The organism is Streptomyces sp. 1114.5 (genome assembly GCF_003635085.1).
Taxonomy (GTDB): Bacteria; Actinomycetota; Actinomycetes; order Streptomycetales; family Streptomycetaceae; genus Kitasatospora.
The window spans coordinates 87,403-110,052 of the sequence record NZ_RBXE01000001.1 but is presented as its reverse complement, the minus strand read 5'-3'; the positions used below and the strand labels follow the sequence as shown (position 1 = coordinate 110,052).

The window sequence follows — 22,650 nt, the reverse complement described above, 5'->3', positions numbered from 1 at the left end:
TCAACGCTCCTGGTGGTTCGAGCCGCCGAAGAGATCGGTGCTGCGGTTCTGTCCGTTGCCGGACTGGTCTACCTGATCGGGGTCGATCCGGAAGCTTCCGGTGTTGCCGGCGCTGCGGCCCTGCTCCACACCGCGGCGCAGGTTGGTGAGGCGGCCACGGACCTCCTCGGGGCTGCGGGAGACCTGCGGCCCTTCCTGCGGGGCGGGCGGGGCGGACTGGGCGTTGCCGGGCACCAGGTTCTGCTTGGGCACGCGCCGCGGCAGACCGGCCCCGGTGGTTCCGGCGGAGGAAGGCTCGCGCAACTGCTCGGCCCGCTGCCAGTCGCCGTCGTTCGGCGACTGCCAGGCGGTGCTGGCGGTCGGGCCGGTCGGGCCGTAACCGCCGAGCGAGGACACGTCGTGGCCGCGCGGCTCGGGGGTGGCGGAGGTGTCCTTGGCGCCCGCGAACCAGTTCGGGGTCTCACCGGACGAGCCGGAGTTGACCGGCGCGCTGCCGAGGCCGCCGCCGGCCAGCTGCTCGCCGGGGCGGCGCTGCGGCAGCCCGGACGCCAGGGTGGAGCGGGGCTCCTCGGCGGCGGGCAGCGCGGGCGGCTCGGGGGCGTACGGGTGGCCGGCCGGGGCCTCCTGGGCCTGGCGGCCGTACTGGTCGGCGTAGTCGTCCTGCTGGTAGCCGCCGCCGTCGTAGCCGTACTGGTCGTCGGCGTACTGCTCGTCGGCGTAGGGCTGCTGGTCGTAGCCCTGCTGCTGCTGCGGGTACCGGCCGTAGGCGTCCGGGCCGTACCCGTCCTGCCGGTAGCCCTGCTGCTCGTAGCCGTACTGGTCGTCGGCGTAGGGCTGCTGCTGGTCGTAGCCCTGCGGGGCGTACTGGTCGTAGCCCTGCTGGTAGTCCTCCTCGACCTCGGCGTCCACGACCGGCGGCTCCTGGCCGCTCTCCAGGGCCGCGCGGCGGACCTGGTCGAGGCGCTGCGAGCGCTGGACGGCCTCCAGGGCCGGGCTGAAGCCGGAGGAGCCGGCGTTGCCGACACCGGTGAGGTGGTCGTCGAAGCCGAGTTCGGCGGCGCTGCGGTTGCGGTCGTCGGGCGCCCACTCGGAGGTCGGCTGCTGGTCCGCGAAGATCCGGGAGACGGTGAACTGCTCCTCCGGCTCCGGCGCGGCCCCGCCCTGGGTGACGAACGGCGGGAGCATGACCAGCGAGGTGGTGCCGGCCGACTCGCCGGACGGGCGGAGCTGGACGCGGATGTCGTGCCGCTGGGAGAGCCGGCCGACCACGAACAGGCCCATGCGGCGGGAGATGGTGGCGTCGACCGTGGGCGGCTCGGCCAGCTTCTCGTTGATCTCGGCGAAGTCCTCGGCGGTGAGGCCGATGCCCTTGTCGTGGATCTCGACCAGCACGCGGCCGTCCGGCAGGCGGGTCGCGTTGACCAGCACCCGGGTCTGCGGGCTGGAGAACGAGGTGGCGTTCTCCAGCAGCTCGGCGAGCAGGTGGACGAGGTCGGTCACGGCGGCGCCGACGACGTCGACCTCCGGGATGCCGGAGAGCTCGACGCGCTCGTACTGCTCCACCTCGGAGGCGGCGGCGCGGAGCACGTCGACCAGCGGGACCGGGGTGTTCCAGCGGCGGCCGGCCTCCTCGCCCGCGAGGACGAGCAGGTTCTCACCGTTGCGGCGCATACGGGTCGCCAGGTGGTCCAGCTTGAAGAGGTTCTCCAGCTGGTCCGGGTCGGCCTCGTTGTTCTCCAGGTCGGTGATCAGCGCCAGCTGGCGCTGGATCAGGCCCTGGCTGCGACGAGACAGGTTGGTGAAGATCGCGTTGACGTTCCCTCGGAGCAGGGCCTGCTCGGCGGCGAGCGCCACGGCCTGCTGGTGGACCTGGTCGAACGCCCGGGCGACTTCGCCGATCTCGTCCTTGCCGTGCAGCGGGATCGCGGTCACCGAGGTGTCGACCCGGTCGGGGTCGGTCTTGGAGAGCTTCTCGACCAGGTCCGGCAGGCGGTGGTCGGCGATCTCCAGGGCGGCGCTGCGCAGGGTGCGCATGCCGAGGATCATCGAGCGGGCCACGTAGCCGGTGAGCAGGCCGGCCAGGATCAGCGAGGCGACGACGATGACCGTGTTGAGGATGGCGTCGTAGAGCGCGTTGTCCTTCAGGCTGCGGGAGTCGGTGAGGACGTCGTCCAGCAGCGTGACTTCGGTGTTCCGCAGGGCCTGGATGTGGGTGTTGGCGGCCTGGTTCCAGTTGTCCGGGGTCAGGCCGGAGGCCTTCGCCTCGGCGAACGACGCGTCGGCGGCGGCCTTGCCCTTCAGCTGGCCCTCGGCGGCGGACTGGCTGTACGCGGCGGCCAGGGCCAGCAGGCCCTGCATGGTCGGCGCGGAGCCGTTCGGCATCTTGTACGCCGAGCGGTCCTGGGCGGTGGCCAGGGCGACCTGCGCGTCCGAGTACTTCCTGGCGTCCTCGGGGGCGCTACCGGTGTTGAACTCGTTGAGGGAGACCTGCTCCAGCTTCTCCGCGACCACGATCTGCTGGGTCGCGTCGGCGTTCTCGTACCGGGTGGTGCCGTTCTGGGCGATGCCGACCAGCAGGTGCAGCATCAGCGCACGCTGGGTCGAGGCGGAGGCCTTGGCCAGCGACATCGCGTAGATCGCGCGGCCCTTGCTGGTGGCGTTGGAGGAGCCCATGCCGACCGAGTTGTCGTAGGCCAGCAGCGGCGCGAACATCGTCGAGTAGGCGCTCGCGGTCGCGCTGAGGAACAGCTCGGGGCCGTACGCGTTGGCCCGCAGGTGCGGCAGGTCGGCGACCAGGATCTGGAAGGCGTCGTGGCGGCGCGGCAGCTCGCCGGACTTGTCGGAGGCCTCGTAGGCGGCGTTGTAGGCCTTCAGCGCGGCGTCGGTGTCGGCGCGGCGCTTGGCGACCTCGTTGTTCGGGTCCTGCTTGGTGAGCAGGGGTATGAGCGTCTTGTCGCGCTCGTTCTCCAGGGCCTCGGCGAGTTCGGTCGCGGCCTTGGCCAGCTCGGCGGTCTTCTCGGCGCGGGACGCCTTGATGTAGCCGTCGACCGAGGTGTTCACTCGCAGACCACCGAAGACGAGACTGATGATCACGGGGATCAGCAGGATCGCGATCAGGCGGGTCGGCACGCGCCAGTTGCGCGGGCGGAGGAAGTCGTACCGTCCGGAGCCGCCGTCGCCGCCCTGGGAGCCGCCGCTGCGGGGCGCCGTGGAGAGGCTCGGGGGGCTCGCGGCGGGGGTGGCCTGGGGGCGTTCCTCGGTGGGAGTGAACGCGGAGAATCCGGCCTGCTCCCCGGGGGTACGGTTCGGCTCGCTCTGGCGGGGCTCGGAGCGCCGCTGCGGGGCGGGTTGCTGCTTACGCCTCACTCGACAACTACCTCTCGGCCGACAGCCGGCCATGGATCAATCCAGCGCTACCCCCGGGCCCTGACCCGCTGCCGGACGGCCGGCGCGGGAGATTCAGGGGTAGCTGGAATTTCAGCACGTGCAGGGATGGGGGACAAACAGCCGCCGGAGGGCACCCGCGTCGGCACAATCTGGACATTCACCGACATGACGGAGCAAAACCGTGGTCATCTGGCGCTGAGTGACGCTGTTTCGCCACGCTGCGTCATTGTTGATCACAAAATGCCTACCGAACTGTTATCCGCTGCTTATACACGGGTCTTGCGCGGTGCCCCCGGAGGGCACCGGCCGGTAAGCATCGAGGCCCCGGCGGCCCGTTGGGTGGACGGGCCGCCGGGGCCTGACGGTTGCAGTTGTTTCGCGCACTCGCCTCCGGGGCGCTGGGACCCGGTGCCGACGGTCGTCGCTCCGATGCCCCTCGTACCTCGGGGCCTCCTCGCTTCTCCCTTTCGGCACCGGCGCGCCCCTTCGGCTCGGCGCGGGCCGCGCACTCGTCCGGTCTTGGTCGCCCTGTTCAGCGGAGTCGGGCGAGGAGGGCGTGTTCGACGAGGGTGATGAGGGCGCTTTTGGCGCTGTCCCGGCGGCGGGCGTCGAGGGTGATGACGGGGGTGTCGGTGCCGAGTTGGAGTGCTTCGCGGACTTCGTCGGGGGTGTGGGGCTGGTGTCCGTCGAAGCCGTTGAGGGCGACGACGAAGGGGAGTCCGCTGTTCTCGAAGTAGTCGAGGGCGGGGAAGCAGTCGGCGAGGCGGCGGGTGTCGACGAGGACGACGGCGCCGATGGCGCCGCGGACGAGGTCGTCCCACATGAACCAGAAGCGGTCCTGTCCGGGGGTGCCGAAGAGGTAGAGGATGAGGTCTTCGTCGAGGGTGATGCGGCCGAAGTCCATGGCGACGGTGGTGGTCGTCTTGCCGGAGACGTGGCTGAGGTCGTCGATGCCGGCGGAGGCCGAGGTCATGACGGCTTCGGTGCGCAGGGGGTTGATCTCGGAGACGGCGCCGACGAGCGTGGTCTTGCCGACACCGAAGCCGCCCGCAACGACGATCTTGGCCGACGTCGTGGCCCGGGCGGATCCGTTAGAGCTTGCGAAGTCCACTGAGGACCCTTTCGAGCAGCGTGACATCGGGCGTTCCGCCCGACTCGCCCGCGGCGGCGGGCTGGTGGATGGCGACGAGACCGGCTTCGGCGAGGTCGGCCACGAGGATGCGGGCGACACCCAGCGGCACACCGGCCAGTGCGGAGATCTCCGCGATGGACTTGACCTCACGGCAGAGGTTGACGATCCGCGCGTGCTCCGGCAGGAGACCGCCGGTCCGCTCGGCGGAACCGGTCGTGGAGATCAGGGCCTCGATGGCGAGCTGGTACCGCGGACGGGTCCGACCGCCGGTCATCGCGTACGGGCGGACCAGCGGCTGCTGCTCGTAGCCGTCGGACTGCTGCCCGCCGTAGCCGCTGCCGTACCCGTTGCCGTACGCGCCGGCGGGTGTCGAGGGCGGGGTCATGGGTCCTCCTTGTGCTGCAGCCTTGAGCAGCCGGTTCCAGCTGGGGCGGTGCCAGCTGAGGCGGGATCAGCTGCCAGAGGGTAGCTGAGGGTGAGTCGCCGGGTCCGGTCGGGTCGGACCCGGCGGCGGGGTGGGACGGGTGGGTGGATCCGTGCGGGCTCCGGTCAGTGCAGGAGACTGCCCTGGAGTTCCGCGCGGAGTGCGGGGGTGAGGACGGCGCCTGCGCGGTCGACGAGCAGGGCCATCTCGTAGCCGACGAGGCCGATGTCCGAGTCGGGGCTGGCCAGGACGGCGAGGGCGGAGCCGTCGCTGATGGCCATGAGGAACAGGAAGCCCCGTTCCATCTCGACGACGGTCTGGTTGACCTCGCCGCCCTCGAAGATCCGGCTGGCGCCGGAGGTGAGGGAGGTGAGGCCGGAGGCGACGGCGGCGAGCTGGTCGGCGCGGTCGCGCGGGAAGCCCTCGGACATGCACAGGAGGAGGCCGTCCGCGGAGACCACCACGGTGTGGGACACCCCGGGGGTGTTGTCCACGAAATTGGTGATCAGCCAGTTCAGGTTCTGTGCGGCCTGGCTCATCTGGTTCAACTCAACGCTCCTGGTGATCTGCGCCGTTGCCGTCGCTCCGGCCACCGAAACTATCGAATCCGGGCTGCTGAGCACCATGCTGGAAGCCCGGCTGATTGGCAGCCTGTTCGGCGCCGGCCCGGCGGCCCTGCTGGATGCCGCGGCGCAGGTTGGTCAGCCGGCCGCGGACCTCCTCGGGGGCCCGGGAGACCTGCGGGCCGGTCAGCGGCGCCGCCTCGGCGGTGCCGGAGACCAGGTTGGCCTGCGGGGTCCGCCGGGGCAGGCCCGACATCGTGACGCCGTTGGTCGAGGGCTCGCGGATCTGCTCGGCGCGGCGCCAGCGCTCGTCGTTCGCGGACGGCCGCCAGGGAGCCTCGCCGGCGCCCGGCTGCGGCTGCTGCTGGGGCTGCTGCGGCTGCTGGGCCTGGACCTGCTGCGGTTGCTGCGGGGCCTGGGCCTGCTCCTGGAGCTCCGGCGCGGAGGTGCCGGGGCGGCGCGGCTGGTACTGGCGCTGCCGCGCCTGCTCCGGGCCCTGCGGCTGGGTCTCGGCCTGCGGGTACCAGGGCTGCTGGCCGGCCGCCTCGGACGGGCCGGTCGGCAGCGCCATCGGCTCCTGGTGCGGCAGCGGCAGCGGCTGCGGCGGCTGCTGGAGGGCCTGCTCCGGGCGGACCGGCTCCGGCCGCGCCGGGTTCGGCACGTTCGGCAGCACCGGCTCGACCAGGCCGAGGCCCAGCGGGTCGCGCGGGTCGATCTGGCTGGCCTCGAAGCGCGGGCGAGCGAACTGCTGGGTGCTCTCCACCGGCGCCGGCTCGGCCGACGGCAGCGGCTGGGGCTGGACCTGCTGGGGCTGCTGGGGCTGGGCCTGCGGCGGCAGCTGCGGCTGACGGTCGCGCTGCGGCGCGTCCGGGCCGGGGCGCTGCGGACGACGCGGACCCTGGGCACCGGGCCGGCCGGCGGCCTCGGGGGCACCGGGGCCCTGGCGGCCGGGGGCGCGCTGCGGCAGGCCGTCCTGCGGACGGTTGCCCGGACGGGCACCCTGCTGGGGCGCACCGGGACCGCCGGGGCGGCCGTGCTGGGGCTGCTCGCCGGCCCGGGCACCCGGACCACCGTCGAACCCGGCACCGGGGCGCTGCCGTTCCTGGCCGGGCTGCGGCTGACCGGGCTGGGGCTGACCGGGCTGCTGCTGACGGCCGCCGCGGCGGGGCAGGCCGTTCGGGCCGCCCTGCGGCGGACCCTGGCGGCCGGGGGCGCGCTGCGGCAGGCCGCCCTGCGGCGACTGCTGCGGCTGCTGGGCCTGCTGGGCCTGCTGCTGGGTCTGCTGCGCCTGCGCGGGCTGCTGGGGCCGGCCCGGCCGGCCCTGGTTCCGGCCCTGCTGACCCGGGCCCTGCTGACCCGGGCCCTGCGGTGCGGGGTTCTCGCGCAGCGACTGGCCGATCTGGCGGGTCGGCAGACCGCCGGGGCGGCCGCCGGCCGCACCGGGACCGCCCGGCGCGCCCGGGCCGGCCGGAGCCGCCGGACCGCCCTGCGGGCCGGGGCCACCCTGGCCGAGCTGCGGACGGCTGCCCTGCGGGGCACCGCCGGCCGGGCCCTGGCCGAGCGCGGCCGGGCCGTTCTGGCGGCCGGGCGGCACCTGGCGCTGCTGACGCGGCGTCGGGGCGACCCCGCGCTGCTGCTTGCCCGGCGCGGCGCCGGCCCGGCCTGCGCCGCGGCGGTCGCCGGAGTTGGTGACGTCCACCGGCAGCATGACCAGCGCGGTGGTGCCGCCGGAGTCGCTGGGGCGCAGCTGGATCCGGATGCCGTGGCGCAGCGACAGTCGACCGACCACGAAGAGGCCCATGCGGCGGGAGACCGAGACGTCCACCGTCGGCGGGTTGGCCAGGCGCTCGTTGATCTCGGCGAGGTCGTCGGGGCTCAGGCCGATGCCGGTGTCGTGGATCTCGACCAGCACGCGGCCGTCGGGCAGCGCGTGGCCGGTGACCCGGACGCGGGTCTGCGGGCTGGAGAACGAGGTGGCGTTCTCCAGCAGCTCGGCGAGCAGGTGGACGAGGTCGTTGACGACGCGGCCGGCGACCTCGGCCGACGGCACGGCGGCGAGTTCGATGCGCTCGTACTGCTCCACCTCGGAGGCGGCGGCGCGGAGCACGTCGACCAGCGGGACGGGGCGGGTCCAGCGGCGGCCCGGGTCCTCACCGGCGAGGACGAGGAGGTTTTCGCCGTTGCGGCGCATGCGGGTCGCGAGGTGGTCGAGCTTGAAGAGGTTGGCCAGCTGGTCCGGGTCCGCCTCGCGGCTCTCCAGTTCGGAGATGAGCGACAGCTGGCGCTGGATGAGGCCCTGGCTGCGGCGCGAGAGGTTGGTGAACATCGCGTTGATGTTTCCGCGCAGGAGGGCCTGCTCGGCGGCGAGGCGGACGGCCTCGCTGTGCACCATGTCGAAGGCGTGCGCCACGTGGCCGATCTCGTCGGCGGAGTCGACGGCGACCGGTTCGACGGTGGTGTCGACGTCGTGCGGGTCGCTCTCGGAGAGCGTCTTGACCAGTTCGGGCAGGCGGCGCTCGGCGACGTCCTCGGCCGCGGCCTGCAGTCGGGTCAGCGAGCGCACCATCGAGCGGGCGATCAGACCGGCGCCACCGAGGGCGACGAGCAGCACCAGGGCGACCGCGACACCGATGATCAGGGCGTCCGTGTCGGCCTGGGACTGCAGGTCCTGGGCCTTGCCGTCGAGGTTCTCGATGAGCTTGGACTCGATCCGGCGCTCGGCGCTGATCTTGGCGCTGGACTTCTCGAACCAGTCCTTGTAGGTGACCGGCTCGGTCTGGTGGATGCCGCCCTGAGTGAGGATCGTCTGGGCGTAGCGGTCGGCGTCGGCGACGACGCCGTTGTAGCTCAGCTGGCTGCGCAGGTTGTCCAGGTCGTGCGCGGTGTAGATGTTGTTGAAGCTGGCGATCGCGTTGTCGTACGACAGGCGCAGGCGGATACCGAAGGACTCGTCGCTCGGGCTGAGGTCGGGGCCCTTGGGGTTGGCGAGCGCGGCGCTGATCAGGGCCCGCTGCTGCGAGGTCGCGTTCTTGGCGAGCGAGAACTGCTGCAGCGCGCGGGTGGAGACGACCAGGTCCTTGTTGTTCGAGGCGAGTGCGATGTCCTGGGTGATGGACAGCAGGTCGCGGATGATCACGTCGTAGGCGGTGATCGTCGACTGGATGTTCTGGTTGTTCTGGTACGGCAGGCTGCGGGTGTCCGCGATCGAGTTCAGGTCCTTGCGGATCTGCAGCAGCAGCGCCTTACCGCCGGACAGTTCGAGGTTCTCGAACTTGTCGGAGGAGGCGGTGAAGGTGCGGCTCAGGTCGTCGGTGGCCTTGCGGGCGGCGACGATGTCGTCGTCCAGCTGGGCGTTCGGCTCGTGGGTGATCGGGCCGGCGCTGATGTCGCGCTCGGTCTGCAGCGCGTCCGCGAGGTTCGTCGCCTTCTTGGCCAGATCGGACAGGTTGGCCATCTGGGCGAGTTGCTGCGAGTTCTCCATCGAGGTCTGGATGCGCAGGCCACCGAGGACCAGCGAGACCATGACGGGGAGGGCGAGCAGGGCGATCAGACGGGTGCGGATGCGCCAGTTGCGCATCGCGAGCCGGTTCAGACCGGTGGCCCGGCGTCGGGTCAGGGAGGTCCGGAACTTGTCCCGGGCGGACTTCCGCTCCTGACCGTCGTCCTCCGGGCGGCCGACGGCCTCGGGGGTCACCGGCTCGGCCGGGCCGCCGGGCGGCGCCGCCTGCTGGGCGGCTGCCGCGGGCTCGCGCGACTCCGGGTTGCCCGCGGCGCCGCTACCCCTTTTGAAACGTCCCTGCACTGGCGTCGCAACCTCTGGACCGGGCGTCCCGCCGCGTCGCCACGGCCTGGACGGTGTCGAGTTTCCATCCGCCCCCCGGCCGGTCCGGGAGAGCGGGTCACCGGGGTGGACCACTCCCTACCCACGGTCCGTCGCATTCCAGCACAGCCGGGGAATCCCAACAAGGGCCGCCGGAACCCGGCGCCCGGCGCTACCGACCGCTTGTGCGACCTCACTGACTGTGCGGTAACCGGACCGGAATACCGCCTTTTTCGGACACTCGCCGGATACATGCCAAGCGGACCCTAGATCGAAAAGAGTCACAGACCTTCCGGAATGCCCGTTACCACCGATATGTCGGAAAATTCCGATGCGGCGATATGTCGGATATCTGAGTTTCGCTCGGTATTTTGTGAGCAAAATCACAGACTAATGTGTAGCTTTGGTCACGGCCTCTGTGGAAAGAGATCTCGTAACCTGGCTGTCTCCGGAGCACGGCCCCGATCAGCCTGCCCAGAACCCCTCCGAATCAATCGGAATCCATCACGTCGGTGCCGGTCCCTCGGGATCCCGCCCGGCCGCGACCACGAGGTGCTCTCGATGTCCCAGGCGAAGAACGCCACCAAGTCCACGCTGTCCTGCCGCTCCACGGCGAACCCGCGCCGGACGACGCTGGCCTCGGTCGAGGACTTCAGCAAGATCCCGGGCGCCCGCAAGCCCGAGGACGTCGTGACCTACGGCACCGAGCTGCCGGCCGTCACGGCCAACCCGCGACGCACCCAGCTGATGGTCGCCCCGGTCGTCGTCCTGGCGGACTGACCCCCCAGCGCGTTCCCCGAGAGCGCCGCCGTCACCAACGTGACGGCGGCGCTTTCGGTGTTCTCGCCCGCTCGCCTCCGGGGTGCTCTGACCCGGCGCCGACGGTCGGCGCTCCCTCGCTCCTGCGTCGCTCCCTCGCTTCTCCCTTTCGGCACCGGCGCTCCCCTTCGGCTCGGAGCGGATCAAACTGGGCCAAACGGGAGCAAGCGGTCAGCCAGGGCCCCACGCGATAGCCTGGAGGCCGATTGACGGGGCCGCGCCCACTGCGGGCGGGGGGCCCGACCAGCGCCCGGGCGCGCCCCGGGCGGCCGACGAAGCGAGGGGTAGCCCAGCCGTGCGCATTGCCAGGTTTTCCGTCCGGGAAGGGAGTCCTGCCGCCGGCAGCGTCTCCTTCGGCGTGGTGGAGGGCGATCCTTCCCAGCCCGAGTCGATGGTCGTCCACGCGCTGGCCGGCCACCCGTTCGGCCAGCCCCAGCCCACCGGCGAGAGCTACCGCCTCCAGGACGTCCGGCTGCTGAGCCCGATGCTCCCGAACAAGATCGTGGCGGTCGGCCGCAACTACGCGGCGCACGCCGCCGAGCTGGGCAACGAGGTCCCGGACGTCCCGCTCACCTTCTTCAAGCCGTCCACCGCGGTCGTCGGCCCGACCGAGAGCATCGCGTACCCGCCGTTCTCCTCGGACGTCCAGCACGAGGCCGAACTCGCCGTGGTGATCGGCCGGATGTGCCGCGAGGTGCCGCTGGACCGGGTGCCCGAGGTGATCCTCGGCTACACCTGTGCCAACGACGTCACCGCCCGGGACGTCCAGCAGCGCGAGGGCCAGTGGGCCCGGGCCAAGGGCTTCGACACCTCCTGCCCGCTGGGCCCGTGGATCGAGACCGACCTGGACCCGAGCGACCTCGCCGTCACCTGCACGGTCAACGGCGAGCTGCGGCAGACCGGCCGCACCTCCCTGATGCTCCGCTCGGTCGCCGAGCTGATCGTCCACATCTCCGAGGCCATGACGCTGCTGCCCGGCGACGTCATCCTCACCGGCACGCCCGCAGGGGTGGGCCCCCTCAACGTCGGCGACGAGGTCGCCGTCTCCATCGAAGGCATCGGCACTCTCACCAACAAGGTGATCAAGCGTGGCTAACACTGACCCGGCCGTCCGGGTTCGCTTCTGTCCGTCCCCGACCGGCAACCCCCACGTGGGCATGGTCCGTACGGCCCTCTTCAACTGGGCCTACGCCCGCCACACCGGCGGCACCATGGTCTTCCGGATCGAGGACACCGACTCCGCCCGCGACTCCGAGGAGTCGTACGAGCAGCTGCTGGAGGCCATGCGCTGGCTCGGCCTCGACTGGGACGAGGGCCCGGAGGTCGGCGGCCCGCACGCGCCGTACCGGCAGTCGCAGCGGATGGACATCTACGCCGACGTCGCCCGCCGCCTGCACGAGGCCGGCCACGCCTACCACTGCTACTGCAGCACCGAGGAGCTGGACGCCCGCCGCGAGGCCGCCCGCGCGGCCGGCAAGCCCTCCGGCTACGACGGCCACTGCCGGGACCTGACGGACGACCAGGTCGCCGTCTACAAGCTGGAGAAGCGCGAGCCGATCCTGCGCTTCCGGATGCCCGACAAGACCATCAGCTTCGACGACCTGGTGCGCGGCACGCTCACCTTCGAGCCGGAGAACGTGCCGGACTACGGCATCGTCCGGGCCAACGGCGCCCCGCTGTACACCCTGGTCAACCCGGTGGACGACGCCCTGATGGGCATCACCCACGTGCTGCGCGGCGAGGACCTGCTCTCCTCCACCCCGCGGCAGATCGCGCTGTACGCCGCGCTCGCCGAGATCGGCGTCGGCGCGGGCCTCACCCCGCGCTTCGGCCACCTGCCGTACGTGATGGGCGAGGGCAACAAGAAGCTCTCCAAGCGCGACCCGCAGTCCTCGCTCAACATGTACCGCGAGCGCGGCTTCATCCGTGAGGGCCTGCTCAACTACCTGTCCCTGCTGGGCTGGTCGCTGGCCGAGGACCGCGACCTGTTCGACATGGACGAGATGGTCGCCGCCTTCGACGTCGCCAAGGTGAACGCCAACCCGGCCCGCTTCGACCTGAAGAAGTGCGAGGCGATCAACGCCGAGCACGTCCGCCGGCTGGCCCCGGAGGACTTCGCCGCGCGCCTGGTGCCCTTCCTGCAGAACGCCGGGCTGCTGCCGGCCGAGCCGACCGCCGAGCAGCTGGACGTGCTCGCCAAGGTCGCGCCGCTCACCCAGGAGCGGATGGTCGTGCTGAGCGAGATCGTGAACATGGCCGGCTTCCTGTTCGTGGCGCCGGAGGACTTCGCCCTCGACCCGGACGACGCCGCCAAGGTGCTGACCGCGGACGCCCGCCCGGTGCTGGAGGCCAGCATCAAGGCGCTGGAGGAGCTCGCGGACTTCACCCCGGAGCCGATCCAGGCCGCGCTGCGGGCGGCGCTGGTGGAGGGCCTGGGCATCAAGCCCAAGTTCGCCTTCACGCCGCTGCGGGTGGCCGTCACCGGCCGCCGGGTCTCGCCGCCGCTGTTCGAGTCCATGGAGCTGCTGGGCCGCCCCGAGACGCTGCGCCGCCTGCGCTCCGCCCTGGACGCCCTGCCGGCCGCCTGAGCGGGCCGCTGAGCAGGCCGCGGGCCCGGCTTCGTGCCGGGCCCGCGGCGTACCCGGAGGCCATCTGCCGGTCTCCCGGCCGCTGCCTGGGGTTATCGATTTTGGAGCCAGGGCCGACGTCGGGTAATGTTCTTTCTGCGCCGCCCGGGAGGGAACGGACGAGGGAGCGAAAGCCCCCCGCCAGGACCGAACGAGAGGCGCAGCGCCTGGGAAGATCCCGACGAGGGGTCAACTCTGGTGGGGTATGGTGTAATTGGCAGCACGAGTGATTCTGGTTCATTTAGTCTAGGTTCGAGTCCTGGTACCCCAGCGCAGTACCGCAGTTCGCAAGATCCGCGGCATCGCAGTACAAACGAAGATCAAGCCCCCGTTGTGTAGCGGCCTAGCACGCTGCCCTCTCACGGCAGTAGCGCCGGTTCGAATCCGGTCGGGGGTACGGATCCCGCAAGGGATCACCTGGAAAGCCCCCGTTGTGTAGCGGCCTAGCACGCTGCCCTCTCACGGCAGTAGCGCCGGTTCGAATCCGGTCGGGGGTACGGATCCCGCAAGGGATCGCCAGGAAGCCCCCGTTGTGTAGCGGCCTAGCACGCTGCCCTCTCACGGCAGTAGCGCCGGTTCGAATCCGGTCGGGGGTACTTCAGAGCAGGAAGCCGGTGGCTGTGTCCTTTTCAAGGATGTGCCCATCGGCCCTTGCTTTGTGTTGGGGTATGGTGTAATTGGCAGCACGAGTGATTCTGGTTCATTTAGTCTAGGTTCGAGTCCTGGTACCCCAGCCAGAAATTGAAGGCCCCGGTTCCCGGGGCCTTTTTTGCTTTGTGCCGTGAATGCCCAGAAGGGCCCCGCTCGATTCCGAGCGGGGTCCTTCTGCGTTTTCGGTGGGGGGAGTGGGTGGGGGAAAGGGGTGGGTGGGGGATCCGCCCCGGGCAGCGGGGGTCAGCTGCGGCGGAGGGCCTCGGTGAGCCGGTTCGCGGCCTCGATGATGGCCTGGGCGTGCAGGCGGCCCGGGTGGCGGGTCAGCCGCTCGATCGGGCCGGAGACGGAGACGGCGGCCACCACGCGGTTGGAGGGGCCGCGGACGGGCGCGGAGACGGACGCGACGCCCGGCTCCCGCTCGCCGATCGACTGGGCCCAGCCGCGCCGCCGGACGCCGCTCAGCGCGGTGGCGGTGAAGCGGGCGCCCTGGAGGCCGCGGTGGAGCCGCTCGGGCTCCTCCCAGGCCAACAGGACCTGGGCGGCCGAGCCGGCCTTCATCGGCAGGGTGCTGCCGACCGGGACGGTGTCCCGCAGGCCGGAGAGCCGCTCGGCGGCGGCGACGCAGATCCGCATCTCGCCCTGGCGGCGGTAGAGCTGTGCGCTCTCGCCGGTGACGTCGCGCAGGTGGGTCAGGACCGGGCCCGCGGTGGCGAGCAGCCGGTCCTCGCCCGCCGCGGCGGAGAGTTCGGACAGGCGGGGGCCGAGGATGAAACGCCCCTGCATGTCCCTGGTGACCAGACGGTGGTGTTCGAGTGCGACGGCGAGTCTGTGGGCCGTGGGGCGCGCCAGACCGGTGGCGGCGACCAGCCCCGCCAACGTGGCGGGGCCCGACTCCAGTGCGCTCAGCACCAGAGCGGCCTTGTCGAGAACGCCGACGCCGCTAGTGTTGTCCATGCCCTAAGACTGCAGTCTCAGTCCGCGAGACGCAAGTTCAATCTCGCCGGAAAAGCGCCACTCTGGATAGCAGCAGCCCGGGAGACAACCAGGATGCGGCCTCGTCCGAGTGTCCGCATCGTGGACAGCGATCCGGCGTGCAGGTCGTGCGAAGGTGCCCCCGCACTGGGCGGCGCACGCTTCGACCTCGACGACACGAGAAGGCCGGCACCGCGGCCGGCTGGAGGGAATCCGATGGGACGGACACTCGCAGAGAAGGTCTGGGACGACCACGTCGTGCGGCGTGCGGAGGGCGAACCCGACCTCCTCTTCATCGACCTGCACCTGCTCCACGAGGTCACCAGCCCGCAGGCCTTCGACGGGCTGCGGCTGGCCGGCCGCCGGGTCCGCCGCACCGACCTGACGATCGCCACCGAGGACCACAACACCCCCACCCTGGACATCGACAAGCCGATCGCGGACCCGGTCTCCAAGGTGCAGCTGGAGACCCTGCGTCGGAACGCTGCCGAGTTCGGCGTCCGGATCCACTCCCTCGGCGACGTCGAGCAGGGCGTCGTGCACGTCGTCGGCCCGCAGCTGGGCCTGACCCAGCCCGGCATGACCGTGGTGTGCGGTGACTCCCACACCTCCACCCACGGCGCCTTCGGCGCGCTGGCGTTCGGCATCGGCACCAGCCAGGTCGAGCACGTGCTGGCCACCCAGACGCTGCCGCTGGCACCGTTCCGCACCATGGCGATCACCGTCGAGGGCGACCTGCCCGAGGGCGTCACCGCCAAGGACCTGATCCTGGCCGTCATCGCGAAGATCGGCACCGGGGGCGGCCAGGGCTACGTCCTGGAGTACCGCGGTTCGGCGATCCGGAGCCTGTCCATGGAGGCCCGGATGACCATCTGCAACATGTCGATCGAGGCCGGCGCCCGGGCCGGCATGATCGCCCCGGACGAGACCACCTTCGACTACCTCCAGGGCCGCCCGCACGCCCCGCAGGGCGAGGACTGGGACGCCGCCGTGGCGTACTGGAAGACCCTGGTTACCGACGAGGACGCGGTCTTCGACCACGAGATCTTCATCGACGCGAACGAGCTGAGCCCCTTCGTCACCTGGGGCACCAACCCCGGCCAGGGCGCCCCGCTGGGCTCGAACGTGCCGGACCCGGCCTCCTTCGCCGACCCGCAGGAGCGCCAGGCCGCCGAGAACGCCCTGGCGTACATGGGCCTGGAGGCCGGCACCCCGCTGCGCGAGGTGAAGGTCGACGCCGTCTTCGTCGGCTCCTGCACCAACGGCCGGATCGAGGACCTGCGGGCGGCGGCCGCCGTCGTGGAGGGCCGCCGGATCGCCGACGGGGTAAGGATGCTGGTGGTTCCCGGGTCGGTCCGGGTCGCGCTGCAGGCCGTCGAGGAGGGCCTGGACAAGGTGTTCACCGCGGCCGGCGCCGAGTGGCGCCACGCGGGCTGCTCGATGTGCCTGGGCATGAACCCCGACCAGCTCGCCCCGGGGGAGCGCTGCGCCTCCACCTCGAACCGCAACTTCGAGGGCCGGCAGGGCAAGGGCGGCCGCACCCACCTGGTCTCCCCGCAGGTCGCCGCCGCGACCGCGGTGCTGGGCCGACTGGCCTCGCCCGCCGACCTGACCGCCGCCGACCTGGCGGACACCGACGTCACCGTGGAGGCCTGAGCCATGGAGAAGTTCACCACCCACACCGGCCGGGCCGTCCCGCTGCGCCGCAGCAACGTGGACACCGACCAGATCATCCCGGCCCACTGGCTCAAGAAGGTCACCCGATCCGGTTTCGAGGACGGGCTGTTCGAGGCCTGGCGCAAGGACGAGTCGTTCGTCCTCAACCGGCCCGAGCGGCAGGGCGCCACGGTCCTGGTGGCCGGCCCCGAGTTCGGCACCGGCTCCTCCCGCGAGCACGCCGTCTGGGCCCTGCAGAACTACGGCTTCCACGCGGTCATCTCGTCCCGCTTCGCCGACATCTTCCGGGGCAACTCGCTGAAGAACGGCCTGCTCACGGTCGTCCTGCCGCAGGAGACCGTGGAGCAGCTCTGGGTGCTCACCGAGAGTGACCCTTCGGCCGAGATCACCGTTGACCTGGAGGCACGCGAAGTGCGGGCCGAAGGCGTCACGGCGGCCTTCGAACTGGACGACAACGTCCGGTGGCGGCTGCTCAACGGCCTGGACGACATCAGCATCACGCTGCAGAACGAGGCCGACATCGCGGCCTTCGAGGCGACCCGCCCGGCGTTCAAGCCCCGTACCCTGCCGGTCGCCTGAGTTCCCTTCAGAACAAGCATTCTGACGATCCGCCGGATGGCCCGCGCCCCCCTCGGGGGGGCCGGGCCATCCGGCGTTCCGGAGCACGAGTTAGCGCCGGGGGCCGCCCCGGATTGCCCATTTGGCTTTGCGGAAGAGGGCCCCGCGCAAGTACAACTGCGGGTAGATGGCACAATCAGTACATGCACCGGCACCATGAACCTCCGTACGCGGGCGGCGAACCCGCGGCTGAGGACTCCATGGGCCGGCCATCCGAACGCCGAATTGACGATCGGCCGGACGTCACCTCCGCGCCAGCTGAGGGGCCGGACGACCAGGAAGTCGCAGCGCTCTACGCGCTCGTGGCCGAGCGGTTGAAGCAAGCTCACGACCGCGTGCATGCGCTGAACGTGTCTGCCGATGCAAAGACCGCTCTCACCCGTCAACTCCTCATCGTCACCGAGACCGCCAAGCGCGATCTTCCGGAGGCGGCAAGGCGGTTGAGTCGCTTTGTACATGACCTCGACGAGGGGCGCCCGCCGCTCGGCTGAGGTCGCCGACGCGCAAATCCATTGCGACACTAGGGTGATTCGCGCGTTTGGTAATTGAAAGTCCGCAGATACATACCTAACGTGCGAAAAGAACGGATGGAATCATCCGGCGCCCGTTTCCGAAGGGGAAGACGTGAACAAGGCTCAGCTTGTCGAAGCGGTGGCCGAGCAGCTGGGCGGTCGCAAGGCTGCCGCAGAGGCCGTCGACGCAGTGCTCGACACCATGGTCCGTGCCGTCGTGGCCGGTGACCGGGTCTCGGTCACCGGGTTCGGCACCTTCGAGAAGGTGGAGCGCTCCGCGCGCTTCGCCCGCAACCCGCAGACCGGCGAGCGCGTCAAGGTCAAGAAGACCTCGGTGCCCCGCTTCCGCCCGGGCCAGGGCTTCAAGGACCTGGTCAGCGGCAGCAAGAAGCTGCCGAAGGAGGGCCCCTCGGTGAAGAAGGCGCCCAAGGGCTCCCTCACCCCGGGCAAGACCGGTGTGGCCGCCACCCCGGCCGCCAAGCGCGCCGCCACCAAGCGTTCCGCCACCGCTGCCGCCGCCGCTCCGGTCACCAAGAAGGCCGCTGCCAAGAAGGCGACCACCACGGCTGCCGCCAAGAAGACCACGGCCACCGCCGCGAAGAAGGCGACCACCGCCAAGAAGACCGCTGCGAAGACCACCGCTGCCGCCAAGAAGACCACGGCGACCGCGACCAAGAAGACGGCCGCCGCCGCCAAGAAGGCGACCACCACCGCCGCCGCCAAGAAGACCACGGCCACCGCCAAGAAGGCGACCGCCACGGCCAAGAAGACGGCTCCGGCGAAGAAGACCGCCACCCGCAAGACCACCGCGCGCAAGACCACCGCCAAGTAAGTCCCGCGCGACCGTCCTCGGACGGCCTTCGGCCTAGAGCCGCGGCACCCCTCCCGCGCATCGCGGAGACCGGTGGCCGCGGCTCTTTCGGTTTCCGGGCGCTCGGTCAGGATTCGACGGCGTGCGGCGGGCCGGGGGCGTCGACGGTGAACTGCCCGGTGGGGGCCCTGGAGGGGCGTCCTGTCGGGCGGCCGCGGTGCGGAGGTTCAGCCCTCGGCGGGGTCGGGGAAGGTCTGCAGGGTCACGAAGACCACCCGGCGGGCCTCGCCGGTGCCCTCGGTGCGGATCCGCACCCGCTGGCCGGGGCGCAGCAGCCGCAGGCCGCCGGCGTCGAAGGCGGCCGCGTCGAACGGCACCGGGGTCCCGTCGTCGAGCAGCACGGAGCCGGCCCGGGTGGCGGGGTCGAAGGTGAACGCGGTGGCCTGCATGCCAGCAGCATAGCGAGCGGGCCGGGGGCGGGTCGGGGCCGTACGTCGGTCGGGCGGGCTCTGACCGGGCTCGGCCCTGTGGCAGGCCCGGGACGGGCTCAGGGCAGAGCCGGGACCGGTTCAGGACAGGTTCAGGCGGGCGAACAGCGCGCTGGTGTACGGGCCGAGGCCGAGCGCCGCCGCCTCGCCGAGGTCCGCTCCGGTGTCGACGTCCCGGCACACCGACTCCACCTCCGCGAGCCGCAGTTCGAGCGCCCCGCCGGCCGCGTGCCGGGCCCGCGAGCCGTCCCCGAAGGCGGGGAAGAGCGGGCGCCCCGGGGCGCAGGCGAGCAGGGTGGTGCCCAGGCCCGGGGAGTCCGGCAGGAACGCCCGGCCGTCCGGCGGCACGGCGCCCAGCACCCGGGCCAGTTCGGCCGGGCGCAGGGCCGGAAGGTCCGCGGAGAGGGCGGCCAGCGGAGCCCGCGGGGCGAGCGCCAGGGCGGCCGAGGCCCCGTGCGCCAGCGCCCGGTTGAGGCCGCCGCCGGGCTCGTCGGCGACCACCCGCGCGCCGAGCGCGGACAGCCGGGCGCCGGCGGCGGCGTCGCGGGTGACCACCAGGACCCGGGCGACGCCCGGGGTGGCCAGCGCGGCGGTGACCGTGTCCAGCGCGAACGACAGCGCCAGGTCGGCCCGGTGCGGCCCGGCGTACGGGGCGAGTCTGCTCTTCGCCAGGGCGAGCGGCTTGAGCGGGAGCACCAACGACCATCCGGCGGTGGGTGCGGCGGGCGCGACGGGCTCGCTGGGGCGTACGGTGTCCTGGGTCATCGGCGTCATTGTGACGCTGGTCCCGGAGCCCTCGCCAGGCCGTCCGAACTGTGCGGACGTGCGTTTGATCACGCCCGCGGGGCGGGTTGGCGCGGTCGCTCGACAGCCGGTGAGCGGGCGGGCGAGACTGGTCCGCGTCCGTGGCCCGGTCACCGCTCGTTCCGGTGCACGGCACCGGGAGGACATGACCGCGGCACCCCACGTGCCGCATCGGATGAGAAGGAGCTGGGGTGGCCCGCCGCTCGTACGCCAAGTTCGGCAACGCCGACTACGGCATCTGGTACCGCTTCGCGGCCGTGCTGGTGAAGCCGGTGACGACCGCCCTGGTGAAGCCCGACTGGCGGGGCTGGGAGCACCTTCCGAAGGAAGGCGGCTTCATCGCCGCGGTGAACCACAATTCGATCATCGACCCGGTGATCTACGCGCACTGGCAGTACAACAGCGGCCGCCCGCCGCGCATTCTCGGCAAGTCCTCGCTGTTCTCGATTCCCTTCATCGGATTCATGCTCCGCAAGACCGGTCAGATTCCGGTTTTCCGTGATTCCACCGATGCCGCACAGGCGTTCCGGGCCGCGATCGCCGCCGTCAACAGCGGTCAGTGCGTGCAGTTCTACCCGGAGGGAACGCTCACCCGGGATCCGGACCTGTGGCCGATGACCGGGAAGAGCGGGGTCGCCCGGGTCGCGCTGATGACCGGCGCGCCGGTCATCCCGGTCGCGCACTGGGGCGCGCACGAGATCATCCCGCCGTACGGCCGGCCCGGCTACGGGAAGGGCAAGTTCAACCTCTTCCCGCGCCACAAGGTGACCGTCGCGGCCGGGCCGCCGGTGGACCTGAGCAAATACCAGGGCCTGGAGCTCACCACCCAGGTGCTCGCCGACGCGACCGAGGACATCATGACGGCGATCACCGCCGTGCTGGCCGAGGTCCGCGGCGAGGAACCGCCCGCCGAGCGCTACGACATGCGCAAGGCCGCGCGGCAGCGCGCCGCGGCGGCCCTGGCCGAGCGCCGGCGCGCCAAGGGTGAGCCCGACAAGGGCGTCGAGGAGGCCGGCAAGTGACCCGCTGCGCAGTGATGGGGACCGGCTCCTGGGGCACCGCGTTCGCGATGGTGCTCGCCGACGCCGGCTGCGAGGTCGTGCTCTGGGCCCGCCGCCGGGAACTGGTGGACGCCGTCAACTCCACGCACGAGAACCCGGACTACCTGCCGGGCGTCCGGCTGCCCGACACCGTCCGGGCCACCACCGACGCCGCCGAGGCGCTGGCCGGTGCCGATTTCGCGGTGCTGGTGGTGCCCTCGCAGACGCTGCGCGACAACCTCGCCGCCTGGACGCCGCTGATCGAGCCGCAGACCGTGCTGGTCAGCCTGATGAAGGGCATCGAACTCGGCACCGCCAAGCGGATGAGCGAGGTGATCGACGAGGTCACCAAGGTCGGCCCGGAGCGCGTCGCGGTGGTCAGTGGGCCCAACCTGGCCAAGGAGATCGCCAACCGGCAGCCCGCGGCCAGTGTCGTCGCCTGCGCCGACGAGGCCGTCGCCAAGCGGCTCCAGGCGGCCTGCCACACGCCGTACTTCCGGCCGTACACCAACACCGACGTGGTGGGCTGCGAACTCGGCGGCGCCGTCAAGAACGTGATCGGCCTGGCCGTCGGCATGGCGGCCGGCATGGGGCTCGGTGACAACACCAAGGCGACGCTGATCACCCGCGGGCTGGCCGAGACCACCCGGCTCGGCGAGGTGCTGGGCGCCGACCCGCACACCTTCGCGGGGCTGGCCGGGATGGGCGACCTCGTCGCCACCTGCTCCTCGCCGCTGTCCCGCAACAACACCTTCGGCATGAACCTGGGCCGGGGCATGTCGCTGGAGGAGACCATCGCGGCCACCCGGCAGACCGCGGAGGGCGTCAAGTCCTGCGAGTCGGTGCTCGACCTGGCCCGGCGCAACGGGGTCGACATGCCGATCGTCGAGGCCGTGGTGGACGTGGTGCACAACGGGCGGCCGACCCAGGAGGCGCTGCAGGCGCTGATGTCGCGCTCGGCGAAGGCCGAGCGGCGGCGCTGACACTCCGGGGGGACGTGCCCGCCGGGGCGGTTGACGTCCCGGAAACACGTCGCACGGTAGTCTCAAACCCGATATGAGCATCGAACAGTCCTCCCCGAACCCGTCCGCCCCGAAGCCGCGCGTCGCGCTGGTCTTCGGCGGACGCAGCTCCGAGCACGCCATCTCGGTCTCCACCGCGGGCAGCGTGCTCAGGTCGATCGACCGCGACAAGTACGACGTGCTGCCGATCGGCATCACGCACGAGGGCCGCTGGGCGCTGACCAGCGACGAGCCGGCCCGGATGGCCATCACCGACGGCAGGCTGCCGGACGTGGCCCACGTCGCCGAGGCCGTCGACGGGCAGGTCGCGCTGCCGGTCGCCCCGGGCAGCCGGGAGGTGCTGCTCAACGAGCCGGGCAGCGCCCCCAAGGCCCTCGGCGAGGTCGACGTGGTGTTCCCGCTGCTGCACGGCCCCTGGGGCGAGGACGGCACCCTGCAGGGCCTGCTGGAGCTCTCCGGCGTCCCGTACGTGGGCAACGGCGTGCTGGCCAGCGCGGCCGGCATGGACAAGGAGTTCTCCAAGCGGATCCTGGCCTCGCACGGCCTGGACGTCGGCCGCTACACCATCGTCCGGCCGCGCGACTGGGAGACCGAGGAGGGCCGCGCGGAGGTGCGCGAGCGGGCCGGCGAGCTCGGTCTGCCGCTGTTCGTGAAGCCCTGCCGGGCCGGCTCCAGCATCGGCATCACCAAGGTCAAGGACCTGGCCGACCTCGACGCCGCGATCGAGGAGGCCCGCCGGCACGACCCCAAGCTGATCATCGAGGCGGGCGTGACCGGCCGCGAGATCGAGTGCGGCGTGCTGGAGTTCGAGGACGGCCCGCGGGCCAGCGTGGCCGGCGAGGTCCTGGTCGGCGAGGGCTACGACTTCTACGACTTCGAGGCCAAGTACATCGACTCCTCCGACGTGCAGATCCCGGCGAACCTCACCCCCGAGGAGCTCGCCGAGATCCGGCGCCAGGCCGTCGTGGCCTTCGAGGCGCTCGGCTGCGAGGGCCTGGCCCGGGTGGACTTCTTCCTGCTGGAGGACGGCACCTGGATGATCAACGAGATCAACACCATGCCCGGCTTCACCCCGATCTCGGCCTACCCGAAGATGTGGGAGGCCAGCGGGGTCCCCTACCCGGAGCTGATCGACCGGCTGCTGCAGACGGCGCTGCGGCGCTCGACCGGTCTGCGCTAGCGGTCCGTACGGCGGAGGTCTTCGTACGGCGCAGGTCTTCGTACGGCGGAGGGCGGGCCGGGAGCTCCCGGCCCGCCCTCCGTACGTCGTGCGCCGTGTG

The 22,650-nt window shown here is 71.7% G+C and carries 18 protein-coding genes and 5 tRNA genes; 15 read left to right on the top strand and 8 right to left on the bottom strand.

Annotated features, from left to right (window positions below; genetic code table 11):
- The 5 genes from BX285_RS39070 to BX285_RS00475 form a co-directional block, all read right to left on the bottom strand.
- Positions 1-3,366: a nitrate- and nitrite sensing domain-containing protein gene (locus tag BX285_RS39070; protein ID WP_306458852.1), complete on the bottom strand. Its 3,366-nt coding sequence runs from the start codon at positions 3,364-3,366 to the stop codon at positions 1-3.
- 553 nt (positions 3,367-3,919) lie between these two features.
- The gene (locus tag BX285_RS00490) at positions 3,920-4,498 is read right to left on the bottom strand and encodes an ATP/GTP-binding protein (protein ID WP_097236136.1); all 579 of its coding nucleotides are present in this window, start codon (positions 4,496-4,498) and stop codon (positions 3,920-3,922) included.
- Entirely contained in the window at positions 4,479-4,904 is a 426-nt protein-coding gene (locus BX285_RS00485; protein ID WP_097236135.1) for a DUF742 domain-containing protein, read from the bottom strand. The genes BX285_RS00490 and BX285_RS00485 overlap by 20 nt, the downstream gene beginning before the upstream one ends.
- 164 nt (positions 4,905-5,068) lie before the next feature.
- Positions 5,069-5,482: a roadblock/LC7 domain-containing protein gene (locus BX285_RS00480; RefSeq protein ID WP_097236138.1), complete on the bottom strand. Its 414-nt coding sequence runs from the start codon at positions 5,480-5,482 to the stop codon at positions 5,069-5,071.
- Between the two features lie 10 nt (positions 5,483-5,492).
- Positions 5,493-9,308, bottom strand: coding sequence for a nitrate- and nitrite sensing domain-containing protein (locus BX285_RS00475; protein WP_259470390.1), 3,816 nt, complete (start codon positions 9,306-9,308; stop codon positions 5,493-5,495).
- Positions 9,309-9,887: 579 nt separating this feature from the next.
- Here BX285_RS00475 and BX285_RS00470 point away from each other — a divergent pair.
- From BX285_RS00470 to BX285_RS00435, 8 genes are all read left to right on the top strand, one after another.
- Entirely contained in the window at positions 9,888-10,106 is a 219-nt protein-coding gene (locus BX285_RS00470) for a hypothetical protein (RefSeq protein WP_097236134.1), read from the top strand.
- Between the two features lie 334 nt (positions 10,107-10,440).
- On the top strand, positions 10,441-11,241 hold the full coding sequence (locus tag BX285_RS00465) for a fumarylacetoacetate hydrolase family protein (protein WP_097236133.1): 801 nt from the start codon (positions 10,441-10,443) through the stop codon (positions 11,239-11,241).
- Positions 11,234-12,733 carry a glutamate--tRNA ligase gene (gene gltX, locus BX285_RS00460; protein ID WP_097236132.1) on the top strand — a complete coding sequence of 500 codons (1,500 nt, stop codon included), beginning with the start codon at positions 11,234-11,236 and terminating at the stop codon, positions 12,731-12,733. The genes BX285_RS00465 and gltX overlap by 8 nt, the downstream gene beginning before the upstream one ends.
- Positions 12,734-12,971: 238 nt before the next feature.
- A tRNA-Gln gene (locus BX285_RS00455) sits at positions 12,972-13,043 on the top strand.
- Between the two features lie 53 nt (positions 13,044-13,096).
- Positions 13,097-13,169: transfer RNA gene (locus BX285_RS00450), tRNA-Glu, on the top strand.
- Positions 13,170-13,196: 27 nt separating this feature from the next.
- Positions 13,197-13,269: transfer RNA gene (locus tag BX285_RS00445), tRNA-Glu, on the top strand.
- Positions 13,270-13,295: 26 nt separating this feature from the next.
- Positions 13,296-13,368 (top strand) — tRNA-Glu (locus BX285_RS00440).
- Positions 13,369-13,434: 66 nt separating this feature from the next.
- Positions 13,435-13,509: transfer RNA gene (locus tag BX285_RS00435), tRNA-Gln, on the top strand.
- A 157-nt stretch (positions 13,510-13,666) separates the two neighbouring features.
- On the opposite strand, the gene BX285_RS00430 is transcribed toward BX285_RS00435, so the two are convergent.
- Positions 13,667-14,380: an IclR family transcriptional regulator gene (locus tag BX285_RS00430; RefSeq protein WP_030246527.1), complete on the bottom strand. Its 714-nt coding sequence runs from the start codon at positions 14,378-14,380 to the stop codon at positions 13,667-13,669.
- Between the two features lie 234 nt (positions 14,381-14,614).
- On the opposite strand from BX285_RS00430, the gene leuC reads away from it, so the two are divergent.
- The 4 genes from leuC (at position 14,615) to BX285_RS00410 (ending at position 18,037) form a co-directional block, all read left to right on the top strand.
- Positions 14,615-16,054: a 3-isopropylmalate dehydratase large subunit gene (leuC, locus tag BX285_RS00425; RefSeq protein ID WP_097236131.1), complete on the top strand. Its 1,440-nt coding sequence runs from the start codon at positions 14,615-14,617 to the stop codon at positions 16,052-16,054.
- A gap of 3 nt (positions 16,055-16,057) precedes the next feature.
- Positions 16,058-16,654, top strand: coding sequence for a 3-isopropylmalate dehydratase small subunit (gene leuD / locus BX285_RS00420; protein ID WP_097236130.1), 597 nt, complete (start codon positions 16,058-16,060; stop codon positions 16,652-16,654).
- A 182-nt stretch (positions 16,655-16,836) separates the two neighbouring features.
- Positions 16,837-17,184 carry a hypothetical protein gene (locus BX285_RS39440; RefSeq protein WP_373560477.1) on the top strand — a complete coding sequence of 116 codons (348 nt, stop codon included), beginning with the start codon at positions 16,837-16,839 and terminating at the stop codon, positions 17,182-17,184.
- A gap of 133 nt (positions 17,185-17,317) precedes the next feature.
- A complete protein-coding gene (locus tag BX285_RS00410) occupies positions 17,318-18,037 on the top strand; it encodes an HU family DNA-binding protein (protein WP_097236129.1) in 720 nt (239 codons plus the stop codon).
- A 206-nt stretch (positions 18,038-18,243) separates the two neighbouring features.
- On the opposite strand, the gene BX285_RS00405 is transcribed toward BX285_RS00410, so the two are convergent.
- The gene (locus BX285_RS00405; protein WP_030257846.1) at positions 18,244-18,465 is read right to left on the bottom strand and encodes a hypothetical protein; all 222 of its coding nucleotides are present in this window, start codon (positions 18,463-18,465) and stop codon (positions 18,244-18,246) included.
- Between the two features lie 120 nt (positions 18,466-18,585).
- Positions 18,586-19,269: a 2-phospho-L-lactate guanylyltransferase gene (cofC, locus tag BX285_RS00400; RefSeq protein WP_183106966.1), complete on the bottom strand. Its 684-nt coding sequence runs from the start codon at positions 19,267-19,269 to the stop codon at positions 18,586-18,588.
- A 230-nt stretch (positions 19,270-19,499) separates the two neighbouring features.
- Here cofC and BX285_RS00395 point away from each other — a divergent pair, with 230 nt between their 5' ends.
- The 3 genes from BX285_RS00395 to BX285_RS00385 all read left to right on the top strand — a co-directional run bounded on the left by BX285_RS00395 (position 19,500) and on the right by BX285_RS00385 (position 22,550).
- Complete coding sequence (locus tag BX285_RS00395; RefSeq protein ID WP_097236127.1) at positions 19,500-20,330, top strand: 1-acyl-sn-glycerol-3-phosphate acyltransferase; 831 nt, start codon at positions 19,500-19,502, stop codon at positions 20,328-20,330.
- On the top strand, positions 20,327-21,331 hold the full coding sequence (locus BX285_RS00390) for an NAD(P)H-dependent glycerol-3-phosphate dehydrogenase (protein WP_257032396.1): 1,005 nt from the start codon (positions 20,327-20,329) through the stop codon (positions 21,329-21,331). Before BX285_RS00395 ends, BX285_RS00390 begins: the two co-directional genes overlap by 4 nt.
- Positions 21,332-21,404: 73 nt before the next feature.
- Positions 21,405-22,550 carry a D-alanine--D-alanine ligase family protein gene (locus tag BX285_RS00385; protein ID WP_097236125.1) on the top strand — a complete coding sequence of 382 codons (1,146 nt, stop codon included), beginning with the start codon at positions 21,405-21,407 and terminating at the stop codon, positions 22,548-22,550.
- Positions 22,551-22,650: the final 100 nt, after the last annotated feature.